We start from the raw sequence: 12367 nt of genomic DNA on the forward strand, positions 1-12367 counted from the left end.
CAGAGATGCGGCGACTTTTAGCGCGCGGATGGCTCAGCTTCGATGAGGAGCTGATCTGGTTAGGGCCAGCGGTTAGCACGATCCCTTGGCGGATTTCATCCGGAGGTTTTCTTGATGGCGGCACCCTGTTGTTAACGATTTGTTAACCATGAAGCAGCTAAAGCTTTTAAATCGAAATTAACCAAGTTTACTAACGTGTTAACCGACGCACGCTCCATTCGCATCAAGGGCCGATCGTTTCTTGCGGTCGTGCTGACGCCCGACCTGCCGTTCGACAATTGGCTCGCGCGGCTCGACGATCTCGCTGCCCGCTCTGCAGGCTTCTTTCTCGGGAGGCCGGTGGTCCTGGATGTAAGCGAGCTGTCGCTGGATCGTGCTGCGCTGAGGGCGATGGTTCAGGCCCTTGGCGAGCGCGGCGTCAGGGTCATGGGCATCGAAGGAGCGCGGCCCTCTCAGCTCGACGCCAGCATGCCGCCGGGCATGGTCGGCGGGCGTCCTGCCGGTGACGTGGATGTGCCGACTGCGGATGCTCAAGCCGAAGGGCAGCCGCCGCGCAAGGCAAGGCCGTCGGAGGTGCGGGAGGTCGCTGCGCCCATCGTTCGCGCCGTCGCGCCGTCGTTGGTATTGCACGAACCGGTGCGATCCGGCCAGTCGATCGTCTTCCCTGAGGGAGACGTGACGGTCGTTGGTTCGATCGCTTCGGGAGCGGAGGTGATCGCCGGGGGCTCCATCCATATCTACGGCGCGCTTCGCGGAAGGGCGCTCGCCGGATCGGTCGGCAATGCGGCGGCGCGAATTTTCTGCCGCAAGCTCGAAGCCGAGCTTTTGGCAATCGACGGAATCTACAAGACGGCAGAGGATTTGCCAGCAGAATTGCGCGGTCAGGCTGCGCAACTATGGCTTGAGAACGATGCGATCATGGCGTCGCGGCTGATTTAACAGGTAGACGGTTCAAACAGGAGAGGGATATGGGAAAGGTCATTGTTGTAACCTCAGGAAAAGGTGGCGTTGGCAAGACAACCTCGACTGCAGCGCTGGGGGCTGCGCTGGCGCAAAGGAACGAGAAAGTCGTCGTCGTCGATTTTGACGTCGGCCTTCGCAATCTTGATCTCGTGATGGGAGCGGAGCGCAGGGTCGTCTATGACATGATCAACGTCATCCAGGGTGATGCGAAGCTGACCCAAGCGCTGATCCGTGATAAGCGGCTTGAGACGTTGTTCCTGTTGCCGGCATCCCAGACCCGCGACAAGGACTGCCTCACTGCAGAAGGTGTCGAGCAGGTCATCAACGAACTGAAGAAACATTTCGACTGGGTGATATGCGATAGTCCTGCCGGTATCGAGCGCGGTGCGACACTGGCGATGCGGCATGCCGATATCGCAGTCGTCGTCACCAATCCGGAAGTTTCCTCGGTGCGCGATTCCGACCGCATCATCGGCCTTCTGGATGCCAAGACGGAAAAGGCGGAGCGCGGCGAGCGCATCGAAAAGCACCTGCTTCTCACCCGCTACGATGTCACCCGCGCTGAACGCGGCGACATGCTGAAGGTGGATGACGTACTGGAAATCCTGTCGATCCCGCTGCTCGGCATCATTCCCGAAAGCATGGATGTGCTGCGCGCTTCCAATCTCGGCGCTCCGGTCACGCTTGCCGATCAGAATAGCGCCCCGGCCAAGGCTTATTTCGAAGCGGTTCGCCGTCTCAATGGCGAGGTTCTTCCGGTATCGATCCCCGGCGAGAAGCGCGGCCTGTTCGGCAAGATCTTCGGACGGAGGGCAGCATGAGCGTGTTCGATTTCTTTCAGAAGAGAAAAACCGCGCCGGTTGCACGGGAGCGACTGCAGGTGCTGCTGGCGCACGAACGCGCGTCTCCCGGCTCGGATCTCGTGTCTGTACTGAGGGAGGAGATCCTGGCTGTTATCGCCAAACACGTCGAAATCGAAGGCGACCGCCTTCAGATAAGGATTGACCGGGGCGAGAACGTTTCGATCCTCGAAATCGACGTGGAGATCCCCGTCAGGGCTGCCCGGGCGGCATAATTTACGACCGTCAGCCGAAGGACTGCAAAAGTCTTTTGGCTGATTGTCATTGCATCGCTTCTGGAGACAGCGTCAGAGCAATTCGACCGGACAGACCGCAGGCCGGCCGAATTGCGCTGGTGAATGCTAATGGGGCCTTTGGGCGACTGCGATCATTGACTTTGCGAGCGGCGAGATTCGCCCGACATACTCAAAATCGACAGTCTCGAATCCCGTATCCAGCAGGAGCGTCCCAAGGGTTTTCGGCGACCAGAACTTGATGTGGCCATGATCCTTGAGCGGCATATGATGGTCGTCCATCTTGCCGGTTAGTGCCAGTGCCAGATTCTTCCAGTAGCCATGAAATGGCGTCGATACGACGGCCAGACCTCCCGGTTTCACCAGATCAAACATAGTCGACGAGAAAGTCTTCGGATCGTAGACGTGCTCCACCACCTCGAGGCTGATAACAGCGTCGAATGTTCCATACTGGTTGGCAAGATCGTCGTAGGCTGATCCAATTTCCAGCGGAAGATCCGGATAAGCCATATTGGCCTTTGCAATGCCGTCCTGAGAAGGATCAACGCCGGCTACTTCATAGCCTTTGTCAGAAAGCAGGGCTGCGGCCCCACCGGTACCGCAACCAAGATCGAAAACCGTTGTCTGATCGGCGGCTTCGAAATTGTCTTCAAGTACATCGACAATTGTCGGCAGAAGATAGTTATGGGCGGTAGCGGGTTTAGAATGAACATAGGTACTGGCGCTTAGATCGACAGACATATTCCCTCCTTGACCGTGGTCACGGTCAACTACCGTAGGAAGTAGTTGGACGGGAGTTTGATCACAGTGTGTTGTTAATGTGATTATAAGAGCTTGATCGGGATTTCCGATCTTCAGAGAGAGCCGATTGTAGATCTGTCTGGGTTTCGATGATCAGAGGCGTGCAGCGACAGCGTCTTTCGATTTCCTTTAGGTTGTCGGCGCTCGTGTCTGCCTTCGGCCGCTAGAGAATCACCGGCGATAGACCACAGTCCCCGCGGAACGCCTTGAAACTGCTAAGCGCGCGCAGCGAACGGCCGTCATCGATGGCGGCGAGGTCGAGAATGACGGCATTGGCGATGGTCATGGGAACGACTAGCGACTGCGATTCGCCGGCTTCGCCACGGGAAACTGATATCTGCCGATCGGGCGCGGGATCGATGCGGGCACTGAGGAGATCCGTCAGCGCCAGTGTTTTGGCGCCTCTTTCTGCGGCGATCCTTCTAATCTGATGAATGAGCGGCGAGGCTTTGCGAAAGGCGAGCAGCCAGACGACGTCGCCCGGCTTCAACGTCGCCAGCACTTCAGCGATCAGGTGCATCTGGCTTGCCACATCGATAGACGGATATCCAGAGCGATTGAGCCGCAGCGCGATCAGTGAGGAGAGGGCGGCGGAATGGCCGCGTCCGAAGACTAGTACCCGGCGACAGTCGCGCAGCATTTCCGCAAAGCCTCTGATATCGGCATCGGCAACCGCGTTACGCACCTGCTGGAGAGCTGCAATCTCGCTGTCGAGCACGGAGGAGAGGACACCGCCTTCTTCCGCCCGGACGAGACGGGCTGCCATGCGAGCGGCAGGATTTTCGAAATCGCCGCCGCCTTCAATGAGGTTGGCTTGCAGGAAGGTTCTGAATTCAGGATAGCCCTTGAAGCCAAGACGGCGCGCTAGCCGCACGGCTGACGCCGGATGCACGCCGGCGCGAAAGGAGACGGTCTTGCCGTTTTCCATCGCCGCGCGGATGGGGTCCTGCATCATTACGTCGAGAAGGCGCGTGTCGGCCTCGGTAAGCCTCGTCGAGTTGCGGCTGATGAGATCACCGAGAAGTTGCGGAATTTCGTTCGATCTTTCCATTGCGTCACTTTCGTGGGCAGCTTTCCGGGCCCGGGCGGCAAGCGGCGTCTAGATTCGACGATCTTCAGCTGAAAGATCGACGCGGCTCCCGCTCTGGCTATTGAAAAAGACGGCCCGGTCAAGGTCGCACAATATCCAGAAGTTGTCGGCGTGGCGCGGCACGTCCTTGCGCGGACTGGTCAGCGTGATGCGCCCGGCCGGGCTGTCACAATGTAGGATGATATCGGAACCCGTCATTTCCGACAGCATAAGCCTGCCGGGAAGGGCGGGTTGCTCAGGCTTCTCGACACGGATCGTCATGGATTCGGGGCGCAGCCCGGCTACCAGACCCGAACGGCCCTGCCAGCCGGGAAGATGTTCGACAGGAAGGAAGTTCATCGGCGGCACGCCGAGGAAGCCCGCGACAAAGCGGTTCTGCGGCTGATCGTAGATCGCTTCAGGTGTATCGAACTGCAAGAGATCGCCGTCCTTCATCACGGCAATTCGATCAGCCAGCGAGAGGGCCTCGGTCTGGTCATGGGTGACATAAACGATGGTTGCACCGAGTTGGTGATGTAGTTCCTTGATTTCGGTGCGCATGGCGACGCGTAACGCGTTGTCGAGGTTCGACAGCGGCTCGTCCATCAAGAAGATGGAGCTGTTGCGCGCCATGGCACGGCCCATCGCTACGCGCTGACGCTGGCCGCCGGAAAGTGCACCCGGTTTGCGATCGAGATACGCTTCGAGCTGCAGCGTCCTCGCGACGCTTTCGGCGCGCGCATTGCGTTCGGCTTTCGGCATGCCGCGCAACTCCAGGCCGAAGGCGATGTTCTCGCGCACCGTCATGTGCGGATAGAGCGCGTAATTCTGGAAAATCATGGCGATGTCGCGATCCTGGGGCGCAAGATCATTTGCCCGCCGACCGCCGATTTCGATAAGGCCCTCCTCACAGCGTTCAAGCCCGGCAATCAGCCGCAACAGCGTGGACTTTCCGCAGCCGGACGGACCGACAATGACGACGAATTCGCCTGATTTGATGTCCATGGAGACGCCGTGCAGAATCTCTGGCCCGTCGGGATAGGATTTTCTGATGTCCCGCAGGGAGATGCCGCTCATTGCTCGGCCTCCACACGGAGGCGATTGCGAATGGCGATTGCAAGGCTCGGCCGGTCTGTTGTGAAGATTTTCACGCCAAGCGCCAGAACCTTTTCGATCTGCCGAGCTGAATGGGCCGCCCAGCAGCCGAAGTCGAGGCCGGCAGCATTGACCTCAGCCATCAACGCAGAATCGGCAGTATCCACATGGATGCCGATTTCCGGGATATCGTGGGCCTTCGCGACTTCGATGATGGCTGCGGTTCCAAGCTGCCGCAGTACCGGCGGGCTGACAAGCCAGAGTTTGGGCCGGCTGGTGGCCTTCGAAAGCGCATCCTGCGATTCCACTAGAAAGGAAGAGAAGGTCGTCCTTTCCAGCATGTCGTGGCGGGCAAGGGTTTCGATGACGCGCGGCACAAAATTTTCGTAGGGCCGGCCATCGACGCCCGGCTTGATCTCGCAGCGAAAATCAACCGCGCTGTCGATATAGATCGCACAGAGTTCGTCAAGCGAGATTGGATGTCCGCCGGCGCCGTAGTTGATGATGGCGGCGCGAACTTCAGCCTCGCTCATGGCTGCGATTGCACCACTACGGTCCGTCGTGCTGTCAAGCGTCGCGTCGTGATGAACCATGATCGCGCCATCGGCTGTCGGATGAACGTCGAACTCCACCTCCTCCAGCGACATCTTTGCCGTGGCTGCAAAACCTTGGGGCGTGCTGTCACCGAATTCCAGAGTACCGCCGCGGTGCGAAGCAATGCGTGTCATTCTGTGCTTGTCCTTCTTCATGGTTATTTAACGGCGCCGAGCGTGATACCGCGCACTAGATGGCGCTCGACGAGCAGAAAACCGAGGAGCACGGGCAGGATGCTGAGGGTGGAGGCGGCCATCACGAGAGGCCAGTCGACCAGGCCCTCGCCGGGATTGATGCGATAGAGGCGGGCGAGGCCGATCTGCAGTGTGTAGAGATCATCCTTGCCGACGGCGACCAGCGGCCAAATATAGTTGTTCCACTCTGAGATGAAGATGTAGAGGCTCATCGAGAAGATGGCCGGCCGCGCTATCGGCACGATCACCCGCCAGAGCACCTGCAAGGGTGTGGCGCCGTCCATGTAGGCTGCCTCGTCCAGCGCCTTCGGTATGCCCTTGATATACTGACGCAGAAAGAAGGCTGCAAAGCCATTCGATATCGCCGGCAGGATGAGGCCGGCATAGGTATCAAGCAGCCCCGCCTTGGCGAGCGTCAGATAATTTGGAATGAGGCTGATATGGCTGGGGATCATCAGCGTGGCGACCGTCGCACCGAAGAGAAGATTTCCGTCCCGGAACCGGTAGCGCGCGAAGGCGAAGGCCGCTGTGGTCGCGACCGTGATGCCGAGCAGCGTCACCAGCCCCGACACGATGATGCTGTTGAGGAGATAACGGGCGAAATTATACTCGGCGACAGCGCGAACATAGTTATCCAGGGTGAACTCGTATCTGCCTGTATAATAGGACTGCGCGGTCTCGAACGACATCCAGATGGAATAAAGCACAGGCGAAAGGAAGATCAGCCCGGCAGACAGCGCAAGACCTGTGACGACAGCGTTCTTACGCTTCATAATGGACCCTCCGGCCTATGACGAAGGATTTGATCAGCGCCAGCATAATCAGAAAGATGAAAAGCAGGACGGCGAGCGCCGAACCTCTGCCGATGTCGAAGAGCGTAAACCCTATGCGATAGAGCAGATTAACGAGCATGTCGGTAGCACCCGCCGGGCCGCCATGGGTCATGATGTTGACGATGGTGAAGACCTGGAAGGCCTCTATGACGGAAATAACCAGGAGGAAGTAGGTGGTCGGCATGACGAGCGGCACGGTCACCCGCCGGAACACGTGGAAACGCTGGCCGCCATCGACGGCGGCGGCGTCATAGAGTTCCTGCGGCACAGCCTGCAGGCCGGCGATATAGATGATGATATCGTAGCCGAGCTGTTTCCACGTATTGACGAAGATCAGCACCCACAAAGCAAGTTGCGGATCCTGCAGCCACTGCACCTTGCCGAGACCGAGCGAGGTCAGAGCAGCATTCACCATGCCGTAGTCGGTAGCGAAGATCCATGAAAAGACGACAGCGATCGAAACGGTCGATGTGACGGAGGGAAGAAACAATGCCCCGCGCAAGAGCCGCGAGGGCAACGTCTCACGGACGAGGTAGCTCGCGACCGCCAACGCCAGAGACAATCTGATCGGTACGGAGATCAGCGCGAAGATAGCGGTGATCTGTAACGAATTCCAGAAGTCGCGAGAGTTCAGCAACAGGCGGTAATTATCGAAGCCGACGAAAGGCATGGTCGGCGACAGGAAGTCCCAGTGCCGAAAGCTGAGGTTCACACTGGTAATAACGGGAATATAGGTAAAGACCGTGATGAAGAGGATCAGCGGTGCGACCAGGAGATAGGGTGTGAGTTTTCGCAGCATGGGGACCGAGACAGTTGAGACGACGGGCCTCATGGTCCACCGTCTTGCTGAAGGGAGAGGCTTAGTTGCTGGAACGCTTGGCTTCTTCGCGGGTCTGTGCGGCGAAGTCCTTCATCGTCTCGGCAACGTCGCGCTGGCCGAGCGCCATGGCTTCCCACATCTTGTATTCGGTCGTACGCATCCAGGTGACGACCGGCGGACGGGCACGGCCATGGGCGAAATCGAGCTGCTTGATGGCGACATCGATGCCCTGCTTCTTGGCGAGCGCTTCGGCGGCGGCGGGCTGGGCCGCACTCTTCTTGTTGATCGGCAGGTAGCCTGTCGCGGCGAACCAGATGGCGTTTGCCTCCGGCGAAGCGGCATAGCTGATGAATTTGTAGGCTGCGTCCTGGACGTTCTTCGAAGAAGTCGAGAGGATACCGATACCAGCGCCGCCGATCGGAACGGAGCAGACCTTGTTGCAGGGCATCGGGCGGACTTCGAGCTTGTCACCGAGCGCCTTCTTGGCGCCGCCATAATCACCCGTCGAGTTCAGGGAAATGCCGACCTTGCCGGCATAGAAGGCGTCGCGGCCGACATCTTCATCGGTGACGCCGTCGGGAGAGGCAACCTTGTGGTCATGAACGAGCGAGGCCATCCACTGATACGCTTCGATCGTATTTGGCGAGTCGAGCAGGATGTCGTTGGTCTTGGAGTCGATGAGCTCGCTATCGTTGGACATGACGAGACCCCAGCGGGCGAACTGACCGGGAGCAGCAATGCCGGTGATGCCTTCCGAGCCGAGTTTTTCGGTAATTGCCTTCGAAACGGCAAGAATGTCTGCGAAAGTTTTGAGGGACGGTTCCGTCGTGAAGCCGGCGCGCGCCAGGATGTCCTTGTTGTAGTAGAGGACCGGCGTGGACGAGTTGAACGGCACTATGTAGTTCTTGCCGTTATAGACGCCGACTTCACGGGCATAGTCGTAAAGGTCGTCCTTCAGCGGGTCGGCATTGAAATAGGGTGTGAGGTCGATCAGGGCGCCGCGATCGGCAAAGAGGCCGTAGCGGGTGACTTCCATGATGACGGCATCGGGGGCGCGATTGGCGGGAATGGCCGCTTGCAGCTTTGCGACGATATCGTTGTAATCGCCAACAAATTCGCCTTCGATGTGAATGCCGGGATTGGCCGCTTCGAAATTGGCGATGATCTTGCTGAGCGCCTCGCCGGACGACTTGCTGAAGCTGTGCCAGAACTTCACCGTCGTATCGGCATGTGCCGAACCAACCATGGACATCAGAGCGACGACGCTGGCCGCAATCGTATTCTGCAATTTAACTGACATAATACTTCTCCCTTGCAAAAGAAATTGCATCACGTGTTGGCGACGATTAGCGGGCAGACGAGACAGTTTCTTGAAGGCTGTGTGAAGTTTTGGTGACTGGGCGGGTGTATGGATGGTTCAACGCTGCGTCGGAATAACTACGTCAATATTCTCGATATAAAATGCACGCAGAGGGTGGCATATTTACAAAAAGACAACCGAACGGTCTTTAATAAAATTCGCCATAGGTTGCATATTTTGCAAAACTTCTTTCAAAAAGCTCAGTAATGATTGTTTTAAGATAACAGAGGCACCAAAAATGGAGCGCCGAGACTTCACGCACTGATTGATATATTCAGCAAAATATGCTTGATGGAATTCAGTTTTAGTAAACAAATCGATAGCGGCGTGTCTCTATCTCGAACATGGTATGCATTTCTTGCGGTCGCGGTTGCTAGTGGATTTATCAATCTGCTGCATTTGACCGGCTCTTTATTTATGCTCGAAGTCTATGATCGCATTTTGCCGAGCAAGAGCATCCCATCTCTGATTGCCTTATGTATGCTTGTCCTGTTGCTCTACGGCTTTCAGATGGGGTTCGATGTCGTCCGTGGTCAGATGCTGACGCGGGTAGCCGATATTCTGGACCAACAACTGGAAGGCCGCATGTACAGGGCGCTGCTCAAAGTGCCTTTTTCCGGTGAGGTCAAGGGTGATGGTCTGCAGGCTCTTTCCGACCTCGACCAGATTCGCGGGTTTCTTTCTGGTAACGGTCCCAACGCCCTGTTTGATTTCCCGTGGCTGCCATTTTACCTGCTCATTTGCTTCCTGCTTCATCCCTGGATCGGGGTCAGTGTCCTGATCGGTGCCGTCATTCTGGTTATTTTGGCGGTGCTGACGAATTGGTCCACCGCAGCGCTGAACGAGAAGGCGGCGAGTGCGCGCGGCCAGCGTAACATTTTTGCAGGTAGCAGTGTCCGCAACGCCGAAGCCATTCAAGCCATGGGCATGTCAGGCACGATGATGGCGGTATGGCGGGAGCTGCACGGCCAGTACAAGCGCGAGAGCCGAAGGGCGGCCGATATTGTCGGTGCCTACGGCGCTGCGTCGCGTGTGGCCCGCATGATCATCCAATCGGGCGTCATGGCCGTGGGGGCTGTGCTCGTAGTGAGTGGCGACGCTACCGCGGGCAGCATCATTGCCGGATCGATTCTTTCGGCAAAAGCGCTTGCGCCGGTGGAGCAGGCGATCGGCAATTGGCGCAGCTTCACATCCGCCCGGCAGGGTTGGAAACGCCTTCAAAAGTTTTTCGAAATTGCCCCGGAAACAGAAAGAGCGCTGTCTTTACCCCGACCGGCCTTCACATTCTCGGTTGAAAATTTGACCGGAACTCCGCCCAACGGGTCTACAGTCACGCTGGCTGACGTTTCATTCGAGCTTCAGGCAGGAAGCGCACTCGGCGTCATCGGACCGAGTGCATCCGGCAAGTCAACGCTTGCGCGTCTGATCGTCGGTGCCTGGCCGATACGCTACGGCAAGGTGCGGTTTGACGGAGCGAATCTCGATCAATGGGACATGGATGAGCTTGGTCAGTATCTAGGCTACCTGCCGCAAACGGTCGAATTAATGGCTGGCACGGTTGCGCAGAATATCGCTCGTTTCCAGCCTGATGCGACGCCCGCCTCGATCATCGATGCCGCAAAAGCTGCAAATGTTCACGATCTTATCTTGAACCTGCCAGAGGGCTACAAGACCAAGGTTGGAGCCAATGGCGACGCACTCTCAGCCGGGCAGAGACAGCGTATTGCCTTGGCGCGAGCGCTTTATGGGGACCCTTTCCTCGTCATATTGGATGAACCCAATTCAAACCTGGACGCGGAAGGTGAAAACGCTCTCAACGGCGCGATCGCCAACGTGAGGGCGCGAGGCGGCATTGTGATCGTCATCGCACATCGGCCGAGCGCGCTTGCGAATGTGGATCTGGTTGCGGTTATTGCAGCTGGCAAGCTGCAGCGGTTCGGCACGAAGGAAGAGATTTTCGGGCAGGTACTGCGTCAGAATATCCGGCCGGTCACATCGGATCAACAGCCGCGAGTGATCGAAGATGCTGGGTCATCATCCGCTGCGAATGACGTGTGATGAGGCCGCCATGCGTTTGCGAAATCTAGCAAAATTACCGCTTGCCAAGCACATCGCCGCCGTCGTCCTGTTGGCATTCGGCCTGGTCGTCGGCGTTTTCGGATGGGCGATGACGACCGAGCTGTCGAGCGCGGTCATTGCCTCCGGGCGCGTCATCGTCGAGGGAAACACAAAAAAAATACAACATCTAGCTGGCGGGATTGTCAGCGAAATCGACGTCAAGGAGGGCGATCGGGTGGATGCCGATCAAGTGCTCGTCCGCCTGAATGGAACGGTAGTACAGGCCAATCTTTCAATTGCGGAAAATACGCTTGCGCAACTCTATGCACGCCGCGCAAGACTTCAGGCCGAAGCATCCCGCGCATCCGAGTTGACGGTTCCCGAAAAACTGTCCGAGCTCACAACGTCCAAATCGGCTGCAACGCTCGTTGCAAGCGAACAGAATCTATTCATCAGCCGTAAGAATGCCCTTGAAGGCATGAAGAGGCAGATGGTCACGCGAAAGCAACAGTTAACCGATGAAGTCAATGGTCTGACGGTTCAGATCGATGCGATCCGGGATCAGGTCAGCCTTGTTGATCAGGACCTTGAGAAGGTTAATACGCTCTATCAAAAGGGCCTGACGACACAGCAGCGGCTGAACGATTATAAGCGCCGCAAGTCTGAGCTTGAAGGGCAGATGGGTCAGGGTATCGCGGCCCGTGCGCAGACTGAAGGCAGAATCGGCGAGCTTGACCTCCAGCTCCTGCAACTCGACGAAGACAGGCAGTCGGAAGTGTCCAAGGATCTGACCTCGGTTGAGGCCAGTATCGCCGAATATGAAGAGCGGCTGGCCGCGACTCAGGATCAGCTCGCCCGCCTAGAGATCCGGGCCCCGATTGCAGGCCGCATCTATCAGCTCGGCGTTCACAACGTTAACGCAGTGGTGCAGCCGGGCGAAGTCTTGATGCTCATCGTCCCCGAGCATGACGAACTGCAAGTTGAAGCAACCATCGTGCCCAAGGATATTGACCAGATTTACAAGGGGCAGCCGGTCGATATCCGGTTTACAGCGTTCAACCAGACGACGACGCCTGATATTGCAGGGAAAGTTTCCGTCATCTCGCCTGACCTTCAGACGGACCCGCGTACAGGGGCAGCGTTTTATACGCTGCGAATAACGCCTGATATGACCACTCTGAAGAATCTGTCCGAGGGCTCCCTCTATCCAGGCATGCCCGCCGAAATATTCATCAAGACCGCAGACCGCACGGTCATATCGTATTTCACCAAACCTTTCAGAGATAGGCTGCGACTGGCATTCAGAGAAGAGTGATCTCGTCGGTCTATTGTACCAAAAAGGGCCTGATCAAATCTCTCTTTCATCGCTGTTGCATACTTGCCAAAATCTTATGCTTAATTATTAGTAAACTTAGACGTTTGTCGCTGGTGAAATTAGTGTATCGGGCGTCGCAACGAAAGCTTTGTTAGAAAAGCAACGGAGAACA

12 protein-coding genes are annotated in these 12367 nt (G+C 57.3%); 5 read left to right on the forward strand and 7 right to left on the reverse strand.

Going from position 1 to position 12367, the window contains the following annotated elements:
- Window positions 1-195 precede the first annotated feature (195 nt).
- Genes minC through minE form a run of 3 tightly spaced genes read left to right on the forward strand, consistent with a single transcriptional unit; the run spans window position 196 to window position 2038 of the window.
- On the forward strand, window positions 196-939 hold the full coding sequence (gene minC / locus FHX08_RS29905) for a septum site-determining protein MinC (protein ID WP_132657718.1): 744 nt from the start codon (window positions 196-198) through the stop codon (window positions 937-939).
- A gap of 29 nt (window positions 940-968) precedes the next feature.
- The gene (minD, locus tag FHX08_RS29910) at window positions 969-1784 is read left to right on the forward strand and encodes a septum site-determining protein MinD (protein ID WP_132657720.1); all 816 of its coding nucleotides are present in this window, start codon (window positions 969-971) and stop codon (window positions 1782-1784) included.
- Window positions 1781-2038, forward strand: a complete 258-nt coding sequence (gene minE / locus FHX08_RS29915; protein WP_132657722.1) for a cell division topological specificity factor MinE — start codon at window positions 1781-1783, stop codon at window positions 2036-2038. The genes minD and minE overlap by 4 nt, the downstream gene beginning before the upstream one ends.
- Before the next feature lie 126 nt (window positions 2039-2164).
- On the opposite strand, the gene FHX08_RS29920 is transcribed toward minE, so the two are convergent.
- From FHX08_RS29920 to FHX08_RS29950, 7 genes are all read right to left on the reverse strand, one after another.
- Entirely contained in the window at window positions 2165-2797 is a 633-nt protein-coding gene (locus FHX08_RS29920; protein ID WP_132657724.1) for a class I SAM-dependent methyltransferase, read from the reverse strand.
- A gap of 223 nt (window positions 2798-3020) precedes the next feature.
- Window positions 3021-3908, reverse strand: a complete 888-nt coding sequence (locus FHX08_RS29925; RefSeq protein WP_184328121.1) for a MurR/RpiR family transcriptional regulator — start codon at window positions 3906-3908, stop codon at window positions 3021-3023.
- A 48-nt stretch (window positions 3909-3956) separates the two neighbouring features.
- Window positions 3957-5003, reverse strand: coding sequence for an ABC transporter ATP-binding protein (locus FHX08_RS29930; protein WP_132657727.1), 1047 nt, complete (start codon window positions 5001-5003; stop codon window positions 3957-3959).
- Window positions 5000-5749 carry a glycerophosphodiester phosphodiesterase family protein gene (locus FHX08_RS29935; RefSeq protein ID WP_132657729.1) on the reverse strand — a complete coding sequence of 250 codons (750 nt, stop codon included), beginning with the start codon at window positions 5747-5749 and terminating at the stop codon, window positions 5000-5002. Before FHX08_RS29935 ends, FHX08_RS29930 begins: the two co-directional genes overlap by 4 nt.
- Window positions 5750-5772: 23 nt before the next feature.
- Entirely contained in the window at window positions 5773-6582 is an 810-nt protein-coding gene (locus FHX08_RS29940) for a carbohydrate ABC transporter permease (RefSeq protein WP_132657731.1), read from the reverse strand.
- Window positions 6572-7441 carry a carbohydrate ABC transporter permease gene (locus FHX08_RS29945; RefSeq protein ID WP_132657824.1) on the reverse strand — a complete coding sequence of 290 codons (870 nt, stop codon included), beginning with the start codon at window positions 7439-7441 and terminating at the stop codon, window positions 6572-6574. Before FHX08_RS29945 ends, FHX08_RS29940 begins: the two co-directional genes overlap by 11 nt.
- Before the next feature lie 61 nt (window positions 7442-7502).
- On the reverse strand, window positions 7503-8762 hold the full coding sequence (locus FHX08_RS29950; protein ID WP_132657733.1) for an ABC transporter substrate-binding protein: 1260 nt from the start codon (window positions 8760-8762) through the stop codon (window positions 7503-7505).
- Window positions 8763-9113: 351 nt separating this feature from the next.
- On the opposite strand from FHX08_RS29950, the gene FHX08_RS29955 reads away from it, so the two are divergent.
- Together FHX08_RS29955 and FHX08_RS29960 are read left to right on the forward strand one after the other, a co-directional pair.
- Entirely contained in the window at window positions 9114-10880 is a 1767-nt protein-coding gene (locus FHX08_RS29955) for a type I secretion system permease/ATPase (RefSeq protein ID WP_132657825.1), read from the forward strand.
- Between the two features lie 10 nt (window positions 10881-10890).
- Complete coding sequence (locus tag FHX08_RS29960) at window positions 10891-12195, forward strand: HlyD family type I secretion periplasmic adaptor subunit (RefSeq protein WP_132657735.1); 1305 nt, start codon at window positions 10891-10893, stop codon at window positions 12193-12195.
- Window positions 12196-12367: the final 172 nt, after the last annotated feature.

It is taken from the genome of Rhizobium sp. BK529 (assembly GCF_014194105.1).
Classification (GTDB): domain Bacteria; phylum Pseudomonadota; class Alphaproteobacteria; order Rhizobiales; family Rhizobiaceae; genus Rhizobium.